We start from the raw sequence: 18,981 nt of genomic DNA on the forward strand, positions 1-18,981 counted from the left end.
AATTCCCCGTTAGTCTACGGAACGTGAGATCTTGGGATCGGAGATGTCCGCCCAGATGGTCTTGAGCTCGGTATACTGGTCGTGGGCATGCAAAGACTTGTCGCGACCGCCGAAGCCAGAGAGCTTAAACCCGCCGAACGGCGTCGTGATGTCTCCTTCCCCATAGCAGTTGATCGTAACGGTTCCCGCCCGAATATCCCGTGCAATTCGATGCGCCTTGCCGATGTTAGCGGTAAAGATCGAGGCGGCGAGCCCATACTCGGTATCGTTGGCGACCCGCACCGCCTCGTCGGCGTTAGCGACCGTGATGATTGAAAGAACAGGCCCGAAAATCTCCTCGCGGGCGATCGTCATTTCCGGCCTTACGTCATCGAAAATGGTGGGCTCGATGAAGAAACCTTTGCCCTGCTTGTGAGCACTGCCACCCACCACGACCTTGGCTCCTTCTGTGCGACCTTTCTTGATATAACCCATGATACGGTCGAACTGCTCTTTCGACACGATTGCGCCTAGTCGGTTTGCCGGATCCAGCGGATCTCCCAGTGGCCATTCGTGGAGCTTGTGGAGAATGGTCTCGACCAACTTAGCCTTGATCTTCTCGTGCACGATTACTCGCGACGTGGACGAGCAATTCTCTCCCATATTCCAAAACGCCGCTTGGGTCACATGTTGCGCGACCACGTCGATGTGTTCGGCGTCGTCCAGGACTATGCAAGGGTTCTTGCCGCCGCACTCCAGTACAACGCGCTTCAGGTTAGATCTTGCCGAATATTCCAGGAATTTTCGTCCGACGTCGGTGGAGCCTGTAAAAGCGACCATATCGATGTCGGCATGCATACCAAGCTCTCGGCCGGTAATTTCACCAGGCCCTGGCACAACTTGCAGCACTCCTGCCGGGATGCCGGCTTCGAGAGCGAGCTCCGCAACGCGCAGGGTAGACATGTTGGTCTGCTCCGCGGGTTTGATAATAACTGAGTTCCCGGTGGCAAGCGCTGGTCCGATTTTCCAGGCCAGCATCAAAATTGGGAAGTTCCATGGCAGCACGCAGGCGACGACGCCAAGCGGCTGACGAACGATCATCGAGACCACGTCATCGCCGGACGGCGATGTCTGGCCGTAGAGCTTGTCGGTCGCTTCGGCGTGCCATTCGAGGCAATGGAGAGCTTCCGGGATATCGATGGTCTCCACGTCAAAAATAGGCTTCCCGCTTTCGAGCGCCTCAAGGACGGCCAGCTCGTGGATGTTATGCTCCAGTAGTTTGACCAGACGCCGCATAACGCGCTTGCGCTCGCTCGGATGCGCTCTCGACCAGATGCCGCGCTCAAACGCCAAGCGCGCTTTTTCCACGGCTAGGTCGACATCGGCTTTGCCGCATGAAGCGATCTTGGCGATCACCTGCCCAGTTGCTGGATTGATGGTCTCAAAAGTCTCGCCGGATTGCGCGGCGCGCGCCTTACCATCAATAACGGCGTTCGTGGGCAGCGGCAGGCTTTTTGCCAGGTTGTTGTATTCCTCACGCGTTAATAGCGATGACATTCTCAGAAACCTTCTTCTGGGGTTTGCCCACGATCGATGCGATCACTGCTTTCAAGGTCCGAATGGTGACTTCCAGTTCACGCTTCTGGGACTCATCGAGGTCGCGCATCGGCCGACGAACGGGTCCGGCTGGCAGGCCTGCCAGCTCGCAACCATACTTGATGCTCTGAACAAACTTGCCGCCCTGCTCCAGCACCCGCATGAGGGGTAACAGCGCCGACATGATCTGCCGGCCTTTTACGTAATCGTTTTCAATGACGCAGGCATTGTAGAGAGCAAGATGCTCCTCGGGCAGACAATTGCCTGCGCCGCAAACCCAACCTTTGGCACCCCATGCGAAGAACTCCAGCGCTTGATCATCCATGCCGCAGAACAGATCGATGTGCGGGTAGTCCCGGGCTAGCGCATGGAGCTGGTTCATGCTGCCGCTGGATTCTTTGATGGCGCAGAAATTGGTACTGCGGCCAACCCTGTCGAGGAACTCGAAATCCATCATTGTGCCGGTCCGGCCGGGATAGTTGTAGAGCATGACAGGCAAATTGACGGCTTTGTCGATGGACAGTGCGTGGTTGGCCAACTCGAGTTGGGTGGGCACGGCGTAGTAGGGCGATCCGATGAGGATGCCATCGTATTTCAAGTCGCGAGCCAACAGCCCGTATTCGATGCAATCTTCGGTTCGGATTGCACCAATGCCGGCGATCAGAGGAAGACGCCCATTGACGATCGTTCTTGCGAGCTTGAGCAATCCCACGCGCTCATCGCGGGTTTGTGAATAATACTCGCCCGTCGTTCCGCCCACGATGATTGCATGAACCCCAGATGACACTAGGTGTTCGAGCATGGTGCAAAAACCGTCGCGGTCTATCGACCCGTCCGCGTGAAGGGGCGTGGTGACCGGTGGTATGACGCCTTCGAAGGACATGCGCCTGGCTCCAATTCGGCTTTGCTCTGAATTCTATATGCGAGGAAGCAGCGGTAGACATCCGAAACAAAATCACTAGGCAGATTACTTTTTTGCGCTCTCCCAATCCTGAGGAGTGATGCTATCGCTGACCTTCGAACCTCTGCAGCTGCGACTTTGGATACGACATGAAGTAGGCTTGCCGGTGTCGGGCTGGGGCCGCTGAGCTCGAGATAGTCCGCTGTCCAGTAGTTAACCGCCGAAGGAAGAGTTTGATGGACCTAATTACCCCTGAGACCACCGAGTATGAGCACCTCCTGTATGAGGTGGATGCGGAACACGTCTGCTGGCTGACTTTGAATCGGCCAGAGAAAATCAACGCCATGAATGAGCGTCTCATCGCTGAGCTCCGGGCTGGGCTTCTTCGTGCTGACCAAGATGAAAATGTGAATGTGATGGTTATTCGCGGCGCCGGCCGCGGATTCTGCTCAGGCCACGATCTCGATGAAGATACGGCCGATGATCGCTCTTCCATTTATGATTATCGCATGAAGTACATTCGTCAGTTTGAGCAATTCACGACCCCTTGGACCGTCAGCAAGCCGGTTATTGCTTCCGTCCATAAGTATGCGATCGGCAAGGGATTTGAGCTGTCTCTCTTCTGCGACGTCACCATCGTCACTTCGGATACCAAGATGGGCTATAGCGAAGTTCGCTACGCCCTGTCCGGTCATTGCATGTTTATGCCCTGGCTCGTGAACATGAAGAGCGCAAAGGACATTCTGCTCACAGGACGTGAAGTGTCGGCAAAAGAAGCCAAGGAGATGGGACTGGTCACCGAGGTTGTGGCGCCAGAGGACCTTCACGAAGCCACCCGCCGAAAGGCCACGCTCATGGCGCGAATGCCGCGCGAAATGCAACGGATGCACAAGATGTATCTCAATCGCGTTTACGAAATGCAAGGTCTGAAGAGCGCGACTGACTTCTACCTCGAGCAGGTAGCAATCATGGGCGCACAGCCGCTTCCCGAGTACGTCGAGTTAACCAAGATGACAATTGAAAAGGGCTTGAGAGCAGCATTGGACCACGCGCAAGCCCGATATCAAGGACTCGATTGACGAATGAAGCCGGAGCTCGGGCAGTCGCCGCCGACATGGTCGGCAAGACCTTGATCGTCAACGAGGTGCTGCGCTGGAGTGACACCGGATTCGACGTGGCTTCGAGGATACACCGCGAGGCCGCTCGCGACCAACATCCGCGCCGTGTGCCGAAAACTGACAAAAGAGTGCCTAATGCGCAATCAACCGAATAACGCTCTACTCAGTGCCAGTGCATGTGGGCATGAACCTGACGCGGTATGTTGCGAGCCAGTTCATCGATCCCGCCTTGGACGACTTGGTCGTCAAAATCGAGACGGACAGCGGTCTAGTAGGCTGGGGGGAGGTCTCGTCGGCTCCGCCCTTCTATCTTCCGGAGCTTTCCGCCGGCGCGCGGGAGGGTATCGTCCATGTCTCGCCAGTCGTGCTGGGCCGCGATCCGCGGCAAACTGCGGCGATCCTTCACGATATCTCCGTGGCCCTCCGGGGCCATGGAAATGCCAAAACCGGCTTGGAAATGGCCCCGTTGGAATTGGCGGCCAAGGCGCACGGCATTCCTCTAGTGGATCTTTGGGGCGGTCGGGTAGCTCAGAGCCTTCCGGTTCTGTCCGTCGTCCGTATTGGCACGCGCGAGCAGACGCTCGCTTCTTTCGAAGCAGAACGGGCCAAGGGCTATGCGCGATTTCAGATCAAGGTGGGAGGTGGCGAAGCCCATCGGGATATAGCGACGATCCGCATGGTGCAGGAGATGGCGTTGCCCCACGAGCGTGTCTGGTACGATCCAAACCGTGGATGGCTTGTCGATGACGCAATCCGCATCATCTCGGCTGTCCGGCATCTTTCTCTCATGAGCGAAAATCCCTGCGAGAGCTACGAGGAATGTCGAACTGTCGCCAGGCGAACTGGGATTCCGATAATGCTGGACGAAGTACTCGACAGTCCTCGTCGCTTTCTCGAGGGCGGTTCAAGACGGCGTACTAGACGTCGCCTCGCTGAAAACCTCGTGCGTTGGGGGAATAGAGGCAACGCGGCAGGCGATGGGTTTGGCAAAAATACTTGGAGTTCCCGTGCGCATCGAGGATTTTCACGGCGCAGGGATTCTTTTGGCGTGCGTCACTCACATGGCGCACACTCTGCCGCGCAACCTGGTATTTGGACTCTACAACTATGTCGGCGATGAATTGCCGGTGGTAAAAAACCCATTGCCGGTGATTGCTGGCGAGATCCGGCTTCCGGACGATTGCGGTCCTGGCCTGGGTGTTGAGGTTAATGAGGCAATTCTAAAGGATCCGGTAGCCGTCATCGAAGCGTCCCACGCCTGACGCGCGGGATCGATCTAAACTAGCCGCGAAGCTCGATGTGAGGAACGGACGCTAGCATTGCGAGCCTGCATCGTCGTCGTTGATCAAGAGAAACCTGGTTTCGACCGGTGGCCCGTTGAGGATATCTGCTTCCCCATGAGAGAGCAGGGATGAGAAGGAGTTTCAAAGTGAGGTTCCAGCCAAAGGCAAGCCATTTTATTGACGGCGAATATGTCGAGAGCACAGCGGGCCAGCCGATCGATGTTATCTACCCAGCCACGGGTGAGACGATCGCTCGACTTCGGGCCGCGACGCCTGCCGTTGTTGAAAGGGCGCTGCAATCAGCAACGGCCGCTCGGAAGAATTGGGCTGCTATGACCGGAACCGAGCGAGGACGCGTCCTGCGTCGTGCCGCCGAAATCTTGCGCGCCCGCAACTATGATCTATCGGTGCTTGAGACCCACGACACCGGCAAGCCTATTCAGGAAACCACGGTAGCAGATGCGTCCGCCGGCGCCGACGCGCTGGAGTATTTCGGCGGGCTCGCCGGCAGCCTGACTGGCGAGTATATTCCGCTCGCCAATGGGGACTTTGCCTACACGATACGAGAGCCGCTTGGCGTTTGCGTTGGTATAGGCGCCTGGAATTACCCCATTCAGATCGCCTGTTTCAAAGCGGCACCCGCGCTGACCTGCGGCAACGTGATGGTATTCAAACCATCCGAAACGACACCGCTCTCGGCACTGAAGCTCGCCGAGGCGCTAATGGAAGCTGGCGCTCCGAAGGGCATCTTCAACGTCGTACAGGGCTATGGCGATGTGGGGGCAGCACTTGTATCCGATCGCCGCGTGGCGAAAGTGTCATTGACAGGGTCGGTCCCCACCGGTCGCAAGGTGTACGCGGCTGCAGCAGAGGGGATGAAACATGTGACTATGGAACTTGGCGGTAAGTCGCCTTTGATTATTTTCGACGATGCTGATCTCGACAACGCAGTAAGTGGCGCCATCATAGGAAACTTCTACTCATCGGGGCAGATTTGCTCAAATGGCACTCGTGTGTTCGTGCAACGAGGGATTAAGACCGCGTTCCTCGATCGGCTTTCGGCAAGGCTTGCCACGGCGAAAATCGGCGATCCCATGGATCCGGAAGTGAACTTGGGACCTATGGTGAGCGAACGCCAGATGGAAATCGTGAAGGCCTATATTGCCAAAGGGATTGAGGAAGGGGCGCGGCTCGCCTATGGGGGGCGCCAACTGGATCGACCAGGTTTCTACCTCGAGCCGACGGTCTTCGCTGACGTAGCAGATGGGATGGCAATAGCACGGGAAGAGATTTTCGGTCCGGTTATGTCGGTTATGGATTTCGACACGGAGGAGGAAGTGCTGGCACGGGCTAACGCTACCGAGTTCGGGCTGGCTGCAGGCGTGTTCACCAAGGATCTTTCGCGCGCCCACCGCGTGGCCAAAGATTTTGAGGCCGGCACCTGCTATATCAACACATACAATCTTGCGCCGGCCGAAGCGCCCTTCGGCGGTTCAAAGCAGTCTGGAGTCGGCCGCGAAAACTCTAAGTTGGCGATCAACCACTTCAGTGAGATGAAGACCGTGTACGTCTCAATGAACGATCTGCGGGCTCCTTACTAGCGCGAAAGCTGGCGCGATTTCTGCCGTTCGTCAGTCAAGCGCGCTGCCAGGCGTCCGTCACCGCTGACCGATTGTCCGTCACCAAAGAGAAATCGCCTGGCGGATCGCGATGGCGGTTCGATGACAGCTGCGCGGATCTAGCGGGAGCTCGTTACAAAACCACAGCGGCGTTGAGGGCTACGACCGCCGAGATCCGGACCGGAGCGCGCCTGCTGCCAGATTGGTAGCCTCTGGCGGCACGGAAATGCTGCCGCCTAATCCTTCAGCCCACTTGCCGAGTGCAGAAACCAATCCACGACCATATTGATGCCAACTGCGAGCAGCGCAATCGCACCAGCCGGCAGCAGTGGCGTGACATCACCATAGACAATCAAAGTGGCAGTATCACGAACCATAGAACCCCAATCGGCGGTTGGGGGCTGAATGCCGAGGCCGAGAAAGGAGAGACCGCTGATAAGCAGGAACACAAAACAAAACCGCAGGCCGAACTCAGCTATGAGGGTCGGAGCAATGTTCGGTAGGATCTCTCGGGTCATTATCCAGATCGGTCCTTCACCGCGGAGCCTCGCCACTTCGACGTAGTCCGAAGCGGCGGCGTTGACCCCTACGGCCCGCGTGAGCCGAAAAACGCTAGTTGAATCCAGAACGGCAATGACAATTATGAGCGTTGGAATCGAGGTGCCAAAGATAGACAGAAGGAGTAGCGCGAAAATTAGTTGAGGTATCGACATCAAAACATCGATGAGGCGTGAGAGGATCTGGTCCGTCCACCCTCCGAAGGTGGCGGCAGTCAATCCGGCCGAAGCGCCAATGGAAAACGCGAAGATCGTTGTCATCAACGCGATCCCGATCGTGTTGCGAGCTCCGAACACGAGCCGGGTGAACATGTCGCGCCCGAGATTGTCGGTGCCGAGCCAAAAGCGAGCGCTCCATGGTTCGAATTGCGTCCCGACAATTTCGGCTTCACCGTAAGGAGCCAAGTGCGGAGCAAGAAGGGCTGTCAGCACATAGAGTGTGATCACTGCGATTCCGAACTTTGCGCTTAGCGGTGCTGAAACGAATTTACTCGCTCCAGTCTTAATGATCCTCGGTGGGTGCAGCATTGTCATGGGGGTTAGCTCAACGGCCGTCGATTGAAGGTGTTGTTACTTCGGATGCATCAGGCGCGGATTCATGATTATCGATAGTACGTCGGCCATTAGATTGAGTAGAACATACGTTGACGCGAATATAAGACTGCAGGCCTGGACAACCGGAACGTCTCTCTTCTGCACCGAATCGACAATGAGCTGCCCAAGTCCCGGATAAACGAATACGACCTCAACGACCACGACGCCGGTAATGAGATATGCAAGGTTGAGGACCACGACAGTAGCGATCGGCGCCAGTGCATTAGGCAACGCATGTCTGACAAGGACGCGCCACTCCGGGAGACCTTTGAGTCGCGCTGTCTCGATATACTGATTGCCCAGCAGATTGACGATTGAGGTTCTTGTCATCCTCATCATATGGGCCAGCACCACCACCGCAAGGGTGAGCGCTGGCAGGGCGATGGCAGTCAGACGTCCAAGGAAGCTCGTGCTAGAATCGACGTCGGAGAGGCTAGGAAAGACGGCAACATGAACAGCGAGGATCAAGATAAGGATGTAAGCGACGAAAAACTCAGGGAATGAAATAGAAGCAAGTGTAACTACATTTATTGCACGATCAATGAACGTGTTCCTGTAGACCGCGGCCACGATCCCCCCAAGTAGAGCCAGAGGAACCGAAATCACTGCAGCACTCACGGCGAGGACCAAAGTATTAAAAAGCCGCGGCCTAATGAGTTCAGCTATGTCCCTGCCGCTGGCGAGCGCCGTCCCAAAGTTCCCGCGCAGTATCGACCCGAGCCAGTCGAGGTAGCGCAGGTAGACCGGCATATCGAGTCCGAGGCTCTTGCGGAGCGCTGCAACGGCCTCGGGCGTCGCCGACTGCCCAAGTAGTTCAGTGGCGACATCGCCAGGAAGGAGTTGAACCCCGGCGAAAATGATGAGTGACACGATCCATAGGGTCAGCGCGCCTAAGGCGACACGCTGACCGATGATCTTTGCTATTGAAGTCATTGGTTGAACGGCGACTCCCTATACATCTGTGAACCACCAGCGCTCCGCGCAGCGGAAACTGTCCAGATCCCAATTAGACCCGATCTTGTTATGGCCGACTTTTCCCGACATCGCGTTGATGTAGTTCGCGAAGACGGGAATGACAGCGCCGCCGTCGTCTCTGCATAGGCTCTGCATCTCAGTGTACATCTCGAGCCGTTTGGCGTCATCGAGTTCGCCCCTTGCAGCTATCAGTAGTTCGTTGAAGCGGGGGTTCTTCCAATGCGTATCGTTCCAGGCTGCTCCAGCAGCATAGACTTGAGAGAACATCAAATCCGCTTTAGGTCGACCGACCCAGTAGTTTGTGCACCAAGGCTTCTTCATCCAGACGCTGTCATAATATCCGTCCGCGGGTTCGCGGACAACTTCAATGGTGATCCCTGCCTTAGCAGCGTCCTGCTGATAGAGCACTGCGGCGTCGACCGCGCCGGTGTACGCAGCATCGGAGGCGGACAACTTCAGCTTCAAGTTCGCCAGCCCGGCCTTCTTGAGATGGAAACGCGCCTTGTCCAGATCCTGCTCGCGTTGGGGCAGGTTCTTGGCGAAGAAGCGATTCGTGGCGGCAATTGGATGGTCGTTGCCGAGCTGTCCATAGCCGCGAAGCAGTGTATCCAGCAGCTGCTTCCGGTTGAGTGCATATTTAAGTGCCAGACGCACATCCACGATGTCGAATGGCGAGACATCGACCAGCATCGGAAACTGGTAATGTTGGGTGCCGCGGACCGACGTGATCTCCAGGCTCTTATTTCGTTCCAAGAGATGTATGGTCTTCAAGTCGCACTTGTCCATTGCGTGGATCTGGCCGGTCGTCAGAGCGTTCGTTCGCGCAGCGACATCATGTATCGCTAGGACATCGAAGGACTCGAACCATGCCGCATTCGGCTTCCAATAGTTCGCAAACCGTTTGGATGTAGCCTTTACGCCGAAGTCGATGCCATCGAGAACATACCCACCGCAACCGACCCCAGAAAGGTCAGGTTTCCCATCCTTGGCCGGCATGATCGCGAGCTGATAGTCTTCCAGGAGGTAGGGGAAATCTACGTTGGCTTCTTTTAGCGAGATAACAACGGTTCCCGAGCCATCGGAGCGGATTTCCTCGACAGCTTTGAAATCATCTTTTGCTCCGGACTTGGATTCCTCGCCACGATGGTGGTTGATTGAGGCGATCACGTCGTCGGCATCCAAGTTCTTGCCGTTGTGGAATTCGACGCCCTTCCGGAGCTTGAAAGTCCAGGTCTTAGCATCTTTCGAGGGTTCCCAGGATTCTGCAAGTTCTCCGATTAGATTGCCGTCCGCATCCACCTCGGCGAGATAGCCATGCAGGCTGCGGGCGAATATGTACATAAAGGTTTCTAAGTATGTGGCCGGGTCAAGTGAATCGGAGGTGGAGCCGGAGCCAACGCCGATCTTGAAATGACCACCTTTCTTCGGCGTCGCATCTTGAGCGAACGACGGAAGAACGCCATTGGCCGAGCCGACCGCCAGCGCGCCGACAGCCGCTGCAGATTTGAGAAATCGCCTCCGGTCTACGGTCGAATTCAATACTTGTATTTCACCCCATTTGTTCATTGCAGTTTTCCTCTCTTGATTTTCTTCTTGGCGATTGTCCGCTCCATTTTGAACCCCCCAAAAAAGTGGCTGCGCGATGACCCTCACCTTCATTCGGGCAACCGGTCGTTGTCGTCGACAATCTCACGAAGCTCCCCGCCCTCAGCCGGTTCAGAGCTTAGGCTAGCATGAGCGAGGGGCTCGGGAGTCGCGCAAAAAAGTCATCTGCCGAATGACTTTAATTCGGATTTCCAGCCTTGCTTCCTGGGGATAACCAGCTCGCCGTTGGTGGTGCCGTCATCGGAACGCCAGCGCGGAGGCACGTGCTCGACCTGGGTTCGGGCCGATCGTGACATTGGTCCTAGCGGGCGATCCGCAAACCGCCCCGCTCCTCCACCGACTGCGTGACCGTCCGGCGCGATCGAAAGCACATTGCCGAGATATTGCTCGACCTCGCGGATCGAGGTCTGGACGCTGGCAAAGCACTGTGTCGGCAGCGGGCCGATCGGCTCTCGTTGTCCGAATAGACGTATCGCAGGGACCGAGCGCCGCATCTCCAGCGGCCGCCAGGTAAGGATAAGCGCGTGGCGGCTCTCGAAATTGAAACTCTTCCAGTTTGTCCGCCTTTGCATCACGGGCGAGCACCATCCCGTGCGCCTGCCCGAGATTCCGATGTATTATCTCGATTGGTTGGCGACCACCGAGTTCAGCCACGGTCTCACGCCGATGGTCGACACCTGATGTCTCGCCATCTCGCCGTGGTCGGGATGGACGGCTTTCCGGCCGCGAGGTGGTCTGGGATTCTCAACTCCCTCGATTTATGCCGCTCATCTTCGGTGTCGTCGCGTTTCATCCTCCTCGACGATCAGGAGGCGCGCGCCTGGCTGGAGCGCACACACACAAGAAGTGGCCGTAGAAGGTCAGGCCCTTCTTCGACCAGCTGTTGCAGACGCAATCACGCTCGATCGACCAGGACGCGATGGCGAGGTGGCCGAAACCGAGGATGCGATCGCTGAGTATGTCATCACGGCCCGTACGCGACCCGAAGCGGTTCCTCGCAGGCACGCCCTATTCAGCGCTTCCGGCAAAGACCCGCGGCCGCCGCGTTGCCCAGGGCATCGCTTCCTCCAGATCGCGTGCGAGACGGACGAGTGTGGCCTCGTCGCCAAAGCGGCCGGCGATCTGAATTCCTATCGGTAGCCCATCGGCAGTTTGTGCTAAAGGCAGGGATACGGCAGGTTGTCCAGTAATATTGAATACGCCCGTGTACTCACCAAGCTCGTAACCAGCTTGCATATACTGTTCTGCGGAGATCGTCGGGTTACCCAGAGAATATTTGCTCTCCGTCCAATAATTCCCGCGATTCCGCAGGGCCACTATCGGCGCTGTAGGCGTCAGCAAAACATCATAGCTATCAATCGCTTCGCCGACGCGAAGTCGCACTTTCCGGATCGTTTCATTTAGATCTTCCGAAACTGATAAAGGTTGCTCCCGGCCCCGTTCGTAGAGCTTGAGATTGACCGGCTCCAAAGTGTCCGCGCTGATAGTGCGGCCCATGGCCCGCGCTGCACTTTCGAGCGAACTCGCGCCGAGATCTGACACGCCGAGCATTATCTTCGTCAACTCTTCTGCCTCAAATGGCGGCGCGATGTCCATCAGCACATGGCCCATTTCCTCCAGAAGTGAGGCCACCAACTCGACCGCTTGCAGGACTTCCGGTTCAGGATCGAGCGTGCCCCATGTCGTCCGAGCGACCCCGACCCGCAGAGTGCCACTGGGCTGAGACAGCTCCTCAACATAAGGTCGTTTCGGCTGGACGATAATAAATGGATCGCCGGGATGAGGACCGGAAAAGACGTCCAGCGCGGCTGCCATATCGCGCACGGTACGACATAGGACAAAGGTTCGGGAGAGGCCAAGCCATCTGTCCTGGTTGTTCGGTCCCCCAGAGATGCGTCCACGGGACGGGTTCAGCCCGACAAGGCCACACCAGGATGCCGGGAAGCGAATTGACCCGCCGCCGTCGCTGCCATGTGCAATCGGAACAATGCCCGCAGCAACCGCCGCCGCGGCTCCCGCGGATGAGCCCCCTGCGGAGCGCTCCAAATTCCATGGATTGCTGATGATGCCATTGAGAGTTGATTCGCTCAATCCCTGTCCAAACTCCGGTAGTGCAGTTCTTCCGATAGTGCGGAGTCCGGCATCTCGGGCGCGACGAAAAAAGAAGCTGTCAGTGTCAGAGCAATAGCCCTTGTACAGGCGGCTTCCATTTTCCTGAAGACGTCCCGCTTCAGAAGCTTCTGTATCCTTCCGAAGGAATGGCACGCCGTTGAACGGGCCGGCGTCCGCACCGGCAACGGTCTCAGCATCTTCGTAAAACTCGATGATCGCGTTGATGAGGGGATTGACCTCATCGTGCGCTTGGCGGGCCAGGCGCGTCAGTTCCACAGGCGTCACTTCGCCAGCCCTGACGAGAGACGCCAAGCCGGTGGCATCGTACTCTGCGTATTCGCTCAGTCTCATTTAGCGCTCCTTTATTCTCTCCGCATTGTCTGCGGTAACGGGTCGATCATTGACTCGATCGTGAACTTGGTCTCACGGGGAGACGGCCGGGGAAGGAGTTGAACCCCGGCGAAAATGATGAGCGAGACGATCCACAACGTCAGCGCGCCTAAGGCGACGCGCTGACCGATAATCTTTGCTATCTAATTCATTGGCGAAACGACAATTCCCTACGCGTCCGTTAGCCACCAGCGCTCCGCGCAGCGGAAACTGTCCAAATCCCAATTCGACCCGATCTTGTTATGGCCGACTTTTGTCGATAGCGCGTTGATGTAGTTCGCGAAGACGGGAATGACGGCGCCGCCGTCGTCTCTGCATAGGCTCTGCATCTCAGTGTACATCTCGAGCCGTTTCGCGTCGTCGAGTTCGCCCCTTGCAGTTATCAAGAGTTCGTTGAAGCGAGCGTTGTTCCAGTGGGTATCATTCCAAGAAGCCCTAGCCGCGTAGGCTGCGGAGAACATCCAGTCCGCAGTTGGCCTGCCGCCCCAATAGTTAGCGCACCAAGGCTTCTTCATCCAGACGCTGTCATAATATCCGTCCGCGGGTTCGCGGACAACTTCAATGGTGATCCCTGCCTTGGCGGCGTCCTGCTGATAGAGCACTGCGGCGTCAACCGCGCCGGTGTACGCAGCATCGGAGGCGGACAACTTCACCTTCAGGTTCGCCAGCCCGGCCTTCTTGAGATGGAAACGCGCCTTGTCCAGGTCCTGCTCGCGTTGGGGCAGGTTCTTGGCGAAGAAGCGATTCGTGGCGGCAATTGGATGGTCGTTGCCGAGCTGTCCATAGCCGCGAAGCAGTGTATCCAGCAGTTGCTTCCGGTTGAGTGCATATTTGAGGGCCAAGCGCACGTCCACGTTGTCGAATGGCGCAACATCGACCAGCATCGGAAACTGGTAATGTTGGGTGCCGCTGACCGACGTGATCTCCAGGCTCTTATTTCGCTCCAAGAGATGTATGGTCTTCAGGTCGCATTTGTCCATTGCGTGAATCTGGCCGGTCGTCAGAGCGTTCGTTCGCGCAGCGACATCATGAATCGCTAGGACCTCGAAGGACTCGAACCATGCCGCATTCGGCTTCCAATAGTTCGCAAACCGTTTGGAAGCGGCCTTCACGCCGAAATCAATGTTGTCGAGCACATAGCCACCGCAGCCCACTCCAGAAAGATCAGGTTTCCCATCCTTGGCCGGCATCATAGGAAGCTGATAATGCTCCAGGAGGTAGGGGAAATCTACGTTGGCTTCTTTTAGCGAGATAACAACGGTTCCCGAGCCATCGGAGCCGATTTCCTCGACAGCTTTGACAATGTCTTTTGCTCCGGATTTGGATTCCTCGCCACGGTGGTGGTTGATTGAGGCGATCACGTCGTCGGCATCCAAGTTCTTGCCGTTGTGGAATTCGACGCCCTTCCGGAGCTTGAAAGTCCAGGTCTTAGCATCTTTCGAGGGTTCCCAGGATTCGGCAAGCTCACCGACGAGATTGCCGTCGGGGTCCAACTCGGTGAGATAGCTATGGAGGCTATGACCGAGGATATACATGAACGAATCTATATACGTAGCAGGATCGAGCGAGTCGGATGTAGACCCGGAGCCAACGCCGATTCTGAAGTGCCCGCCCTTCTTTGGGGTGGCAACTTCAGCCAGCGATGGCAGAATTCCGCCTGAGGATCCGATGGCCATAGCCCCGACTGCCGCTGCGGATTGTAGAAAGCGCCTGCGGCTTACGGCCGAACGCAGCGGCGAAAAACCATACCCCTTGACCATTGTAGTCCTCCTCTGTGAACGTCATTCTCGGTGACGTCGGTCTTCGTTTTAGCGCCGGCGAAAGCACATGGCGCGATAAGCACCAACATAGCTTGCAATCGGGCAACCGGTCGCCTGTCGACGAAATCACTCCCGCAGCCGGTTCAAATTCACGCTAGCATGACCGACCGGCACAGGAGTCGCGCAAAAAAGTCATCTGGCGAATGACTTTATTTCGAGTTTGCGCCCCATGTCCTACAGATAACGAAGTCAGATACTGGAGTTGGCAGAGACAAATCATTAGCCTGACACGCGATGGGTGCGATGAATGCGAAAGTATGCGGGGTCAGTGGATGAACGTATTCGCCGTTGCATAGCGGAGAGCGATGCGCCTACCCGCCCAACGCGGTAGCTTCTCGATTGTGGAGCAACGCGCGTTCTATGAGAAACTTTGCATGCACTTTCGCTGGCGGCGAGCCGGAATGAAGTCCGAAATCGGACGATCAGCGGAGCAGTGGACCCGTGGCGATCCAACTATATCGGCCTTCGGCGGCAGACCTATTGCCAGGGCTTCCATATGTGCATGGCGGCGTTTTCATGCTCGGAGGCCTCGATTGTCGGCAGGCGGGGGGCCGCCCGATTGCGGCATGAGCCGCTGCTCGTCCATGCGTTCTTACGCGCCCGCCACATGAGCAAGCCGGCGGGCGATAGTTTCGATGCCATCATCGCGGCAGTTCGCGCCTGGTCCCACGACGAGGAGTTGCCCAAATAATCGGTTACACGCGTCACGGTAGCGGTCGGCCGGGGTAGGTAACCGCGGTGCGTCAACAAGAACGTCGTTACCACAAAGAGGGACAGGCTCGAGAATAGCGCAAAAAAGTCATCTGCCAAATGACTTTAATTACGATTCCCAGTTGGACATCCCGCGTATATGCAATCCATTGAATAGCTGGCACCCAGCTTCGATCTCAGCAGGAGCTTTCGATTGTACCACCAAACAACAGGGCAAATCGGCCGCCGCGAGCGTCTCAAGCGCATGCTGACGCCGCGAAGCGCGGTATTTCTTGGCGGGGTCTCAATGGTTCCTGCAATCGAGTATTGCCATGCCCGCGGCTTCGAGGGCCGTATGTATGCTGTCAATCCGCGCCGCAGCGAACTGGGTGGCCTGCCTTGCTTCTCCAGTGTAGCCGGTTTGCCAGAGACGCCGGACGTGGCTTATGTGGCGGTGCCTCGGGAAAATGTAATTGATCTAGTTCGAGAGCTATCGCAGATCGGCGTGGCGGGCGCAATTATTAACACGTCCGGCTTCTCTGAAATGCAAGGTGGCCAACGTTTCCAGGTCGACCTCATCCAGGCTGCCGGGGACATGCCGGTGATCGGGCCAAATTGCCCAGGGGTTGCTAACTTCGCAGATCGATCCGTATTCATGATGGATCATTTCGGCGACCATGGCACGGATGGCGGTGTTGCCGTCATCAGCAACGGTGGCGCTTATCTTGCCGATATGGGCTGCTCCGACCGGGCGCTGCCTATGGCCTATTCTTTTGGGCTGGGCAATCAGGCGATGGTCACGGTCGCAGACATTATGGATGTCGTGCTTGATGATGATCGCGTTCGGGCCCTCAATCTCTACATCGAGGGTGTCGCTGACGCGGTCGCGCTCGCTAATGCGGGCTTAAAGGCTGCGCGTAAGGGTATTCCCGTGGTCGTCATCAAAGGCGGACGTACGGGCGCCGGGCGCCGGGCCACACAATCGCACACTGCCTCACTTGCAGGGGACGAAGTTGTTACGTCGGCCCTTTTTCGCCGGCTCGGATTCGTCGAAGTGCGCACGCCGACCGAGGCTCTGGAAACGTTGAAGGTCTTGCTATGCACACCACGGCCGCAAGGTCGGCGGACAGCATTTGCGACGAGTTCCGGCTCGTATGCCGTTCTCGGCTCTGACATTGCCGAGGCCAATGGGCTTGACCTGCCGGCGCCGTCATCGGAAGCAGCTGCAGAACTGACAAAGCACTTGCCGCTTTTCGTTCACCCAACAAATCCGCTCGACATCTCTTCCGCGCACAGCGCACCATTCGATCTGCAGCTCAGCATTTACAGAGCCTACCTATCCGATGAACGTGACGTGGCCGTCCAGGTAATGTGTTTTCCACCTGTGGGTGGCGCCGATCTGGAAAGCTGGATGACGACTACTAAGGCGTTCGCTCAAGCAGCCTCTGAACGGGGTATGCCTGCTGCCTTCGTCAACACTCTGCCTGAGCCTTTGCCCGCTGCCGCCAGAGACCAGATGTTGGCTGCTGGCGTTGCGCCGTTGAGCGGCATTGAGGACGGGATACGTGCGGTCGCAAATGCGATCCGTTTTTATGATCTCGCAAATGAACTTGCTCAACGGCCTGACGAGGAAATCCTTTTACCTAGCCAACGAGAACTAGCGAAAGGAAGCCCTTTAGATGAGGCGGCTGCCAAATTTGAATTAGAGAAAGCTGGAATATCCGTGCCGCGCGGCATCGTCGTCGGGCCTGACCCGACCGCTAATCTGAATGAGCTTGCATTTCCTGTGGTGGTCAAAGCACTCAGCCACGAGCTAGCGCACAAGAGCGAGATAGGAGCGGTAGTGCTACGCCTGACGGGGCCTAACGACGCGTGGCAAGCCGTGCGCGAAATGGCGGAAAAATTGAAACATTCCGCACCGGAGCTTTCGGTTCGAAAATTCCTAGTGGAAGAGATGGTGACGAACGGGGTAGGGGAGCTACTCGTCGGGATACGCTACGCGGATGCTATTGGCCTAGCTCTCACAATTGGGATGGGCGGCACAGAAGCCGAACTCTTGCGCGACACGGCGACGGTCCTCTTGCCAGCCTCGCGCAGCACGATTGCTGATGCGTTGCGTGGCCTGAAGCTCTTTCAACTACTCGACGGTTGGCGCGGTCGACCAAAGGGCGATGTTGAGGCGGCGATCGACGCCATCCAGAATTTCGCCAGGTTCGCGATCGCGAACCAGGAAAGCTTCATTGAAGCTGAAATCAACCCGCTGATCGTATGTCAGCAGGGGCAAGGAGCAGTAGCCGTCGATGCTGTCATGCGACTTGCCGGATGACAGCGGGAGTACCAGTCCACACGTCGGTCGTGCTAACCTGAACAATTCATGAGGCGTTGGCGGATGTGGCACAAGCCATTGAAATGACGTAGGATTTGGTTGCTAACTCCGATCCGAATCATTTCCCGGAGACCACACCCGCCATGAATGATCTTACGCTGCCGCTGAGCGGTTTGTCATCTGTTGGCGGCAAGTCCGTGGTCGCCCGTTTCGACGGCGGCATGCTGTCGTCCAACAGTGGCGTTCTGGCTCTGGCCGAAGTGGAAAGGCGTCTGCGTGTGGCCGAGCGTCTGGCGCGCTGCATTGACGATCCGCGCTGCCCGGACCAGGTCGTCCACAGCCTGGCGGACATGATCGGCTTTCGCATGAAGATGATCGCCGCCGGACATGAGGATGGCAACGACGCCAACCGGCTGCGTTGCGATCCGATCTTCAAGATGGCCCAGGATGCACTACCGTCGGGTCGGGATCTGGCGTCGCAATCGACGATGTGCCGGCTGGAGAATCTGCCCGGCGTGCGGGCGCTGGTCGCCATGGGCCGGGCGATGGTCGACCTTTACTGCAACCTCCTTCCGGCAGGTGCCGAAGCGGATCGTGCTCGACATCGACGACACTTTTGATGCGGTGCATGGCAGCCAGCAGCTTCGCCTGTTCAATGCCCATCACGGCGAGTACGGCTTCCAGCCGATCGTGGTATTCGATGGCGATGGCTGCTTCGTCGGTGCGGTTTTGCGGCCGGCCAAGCGGCCGAGTGGGGCAGAAATCCGCCCCCACCTGCGCCGCCTGGTGCGGGCGATCCGCAGCAACTTGCCGAATACCCGGATCCTGATCCGGGCCGACAGCCACTATTGCAGTCTGCCAGTGATCGACTGGTGCCGCGCTAATGACGTCGACTTCATCCTCGGCGTGGCGCCCACCACGACCCTGCGCACGCATGTTGCGGATCTGGAAGCCAGCACGCTGGCGCGCCTTGAAACGTCATCGAAGACGGGCAAGGTCCGCAGGTTCAAGGAGTTCGTTGACGGGCCGCCAGCTTGAGCCGCGTCGAGCGCATCATCGCCCGCGTCGAAGTCGGCGACCAGGGAGCCGACACCCGCTTCGTCGTCACCAATCTTGCAGGCGGGAAAGCCAAGGCGCTCTACGCGGATCTCTACTGCCGGCGCGGCGCGGCCGAGAACCACATCAAGTCTTGGAAGACCCATCTCGCCGCCCGACCGAACCTTTTGCACAAGAGCGACGGCCAACCAGTTCCGGCTGTTTCTGCATGCCGGCGCCTACTGGATGATGTGGGGCCTGCGTGCCGCGATGCCCAAGCGCTCGAGCTTGGCCGTCGCCCAATTCGACACGGCGCGGCCGGTCGGTCGATCCGGGGTATTGCGCGAGGTCTTGGACGATCCCCATCGACGATATGCCGGG

Annotated in this window: 12 protein-coding genes and 5 pseudogenes; 9 read left to right on the forward strand and 8 right to left on the reverse strand. The window is 57.5% G+C overall.

All coding sequences use genetic code 11. The features are described from left to right. Positions 1-9: 9 nt before the first annotated feature. Both DH08_RS12905 and DH08_RS12910 read right to left on the reverse strand, forming a co-directional pair. A complete protein-coding gene (locus DH08_RS12905; RefSeq protein ID WP_192179667.1) occupies positions 10-1,536 on the reverse strand; it encodes an aldehyde dehydrogenase in 1,527 nt (508 codons plus the stop codon). Beyond that, the gene (locus DH08_RS12910; protein ID WP_192179668.1) at positions 1,514-2,458 is read right to left on the reverse strand and encodes a dihydrodipicolinate synthase family protein; all 945 of its coding nucleotides are present in this window, start codon (positions 2,456-2,458) and stop codon (positions 1,514-1,516) included. The genes DH08_RS12905 and DH08_RS12910 overlap by 23 nt, the downstream gene beginning before the upstream one ends. A 254-nt stretch (positions 2,459-2,712) precedes the next feature. Here DH08_RS12910 and DH08_RS12915 point away from each other — a divergent pair, with 254 nt between their 5' ends. The 5 genes and pseudogenes from DH08_RS12915 (at position 2,713) to betB (ending at position 6,478) form a co-directional block, all read left to right on the forward strand. Beyond that, positions 2,713-3,555, forward strand: coding sequence for an enoyl-CoA hydratase/isomerase family protein (locus DH08_RS12915; protein WP_192179669.1), 843 nt, complete (start codon positions 2,713-2,715; stop codon positions 3,553-3,555). Further along, positions 3,552-3,749, forward strand: a complete 198-nt coding sequence (locus DH08_RS35805) for a hypothetical protein (RefSeq protein ID WP_210328712.1) — start codon at positions 3,552-3,554, stop codon at positions 3,747-3,749. Before DH08_RS12915 ends, DH08_RS35805 begins: the two co-directional genes overlap by 4 nt. A 29-nt stretch (positions 3,750-3,778) precedes the next feature. Next, positions 3,779-4,414 (forward strand): annotated as a pseudogene (locus DH08_RS37360) (mandelate racemase/muconate lactonizing enzyme family protein); the annotation flags it as partial. A 73-nt stretch (positions 4,415-4,487) separates the two neighbouring features. Beyond that, positions 4,488-4,856, forward strand: a pseudogene (locus tag DH08_RS36845) (enolase C-terminal domain-like protein); the annotation flags it as partial. Between the two features lie 167 nt (positions 4,857-5,023). Then, positions 5,024-6,478 carry a betaine-aldehyde dehydrogenase gene (gene betB / locus DH08_RS12930; protein ID WP_345892380.1) on the forward strand — a complete coding sequence of 485 codons (1,455 nt, stop codon included), beginning with the start codon at positions 5,024-5,026 and terminating at the stop codon, positions 6,476-6,478. A 254-nt stretch (positions 6,479-6,732) separates the two neighbouring features. Here betB and DH08_RS12935 read toward each other — a convergent pair whose 3' ends face one another. From DH08_RS12935 to DH08_RS37365, 4 genes and pseudogenes are all read right to left on the reverse strand, one after another. Beyond that, positions 6,733-7,500 carry an ABC transporter permease gene (locus tag DH08_RS12935; RefSeq protein ID WP_345892381.1) on the reverse strand — a complete coding sequence of 256 codons (768 nt, stop codon included), beginning with the start codon at positions 7,498-7,500 and terminating at the stop codon, positions 6,733-6,735. Positions 7,501-7,623: 123 nt separating this feature from the next. After that, positions 7,624-8,580 carry an ABC transporter permease gene (locus DH08_RS12940; protein WP_192179672.1) on the reverse strand — a complete coding sequence of 319 codons (957 nt, stop codon included), beginning with the start codon at positions 8,578-8,580 and terminating at the stop codon, positions 7,624-7,626. Positions 8,581-8,598: 18 nt separating this feature from the next. After that, positions 8,599-10,281 carry an ABC transporter substrate-binding protein gene (locus DH08_RS12945; protein WP_246800810.1) on the reverse strand — a complete coding sequence of 561 codons (1,683 nt, stop codon included), beginning with the start codon at positions 10,279-10,281 and terminating at the stop codon, positions 8,599-8,601. A gap of 250 nt (positions 10,282-10,531) precedes the next feature. Beyond that, a pseudogene (locus tag DH08_RS37365) lies at positions 10,532-10,769 on the reverse strand (hypothetical protein); the annotation flags it as partial. Between the two features lies 1 nt (position 10,770). On the opposite strand from DH08_RS37365, the pseudogene DH08_RS12950 reads away from it, so the two are divergent. Beyond that, positions 10,771-11,184 (forward strand): annotated as a pseudogene (locus tag DH08_RS12950) (VirB4 family type IV secretion/conjugal transfer ATPase); the annotation flags it as partial. A 51-nt stretch (positions 11,185-11,235) separates the two neighbouring features. Here the strand turns inward: DH08_RS12950 and DH08_RS12955 are convergent. Together DH08_RS12955 and DH08_RS12960 are read right to left on the reverse strand one after the other, a co-directional pair. After that, complete coding sequence (locus tag DH08_RS12955; protein ID WP_192179673.1) at positions 11,236-12,690, reverse strand: amidase; 1,455 nt, start codon at positions 12,688-12,690, stop codon at positions 11,236-11,238. Positions 12,691-12,899: 209 nt separating this feature from the next. Further along, a complete protein-coding gene (locus DH08_RS12960) occupies positions 12,900-14,489 on the reverse strand; it encodes an ABC transporter substrate-binding protein (protein ID WP_192179674.1) in 1,590 nt (529 codons plus the stop codon). A gap of 430 nt (positions 14,490-14,919) precedes the next feature. Here DH08_RS12960 and DH08_RS35810 point away from each other — a divergent pair, with 430 nt between their 5' ends. The 3 genes and pseudogenes from DH08_RS35810 to DH08_RS12970 form a co-directional block, all read left to right on the forward strand. Beyond that, positions 14,920-15,240, forward strand: coding sequence for a hypothetical protein (locus DH08_RS35810; protein WP_210328714.1), 321 nt, complete (start codon positions 14,920-14,922; stop codon positions 15,238-15,240). Between the two features lie 213 nt (positions 15,241-15,453). Then, the gene (locus tag DH08_RS12965) at positions 15,454-17,565 is read left to right on the forward strand and encodes an acetate--CoA ligase family protein (protein WP_192179675.1); all 2,112 of its coding nucleotides are present in this window, start codon (positions 15,454-15,456) and stop codon (positions 17,563-17,565) included. Between the two features lie 143 nt (positions 17,566-17,708). After that, positions 17,709-18,918, forward strand: a pseudogene (locus DH08_RS12970) (IS1380 family transposase); the annotation flags it as partial. Between the last annotated feature and the right edge of the window lie 63 nt (positions 18,919-18,981).

This window comes from Mesorhizobium amorphae, assembly GCF_014843845.1.
GTDB classification, from domain to species: Bacteria; Pseudomonadota; Alphaproteobacteria; order Rhizobiales; family Rhizobiaceae; genus Mesorhizobium; species Mesorhizobium amorphae_A.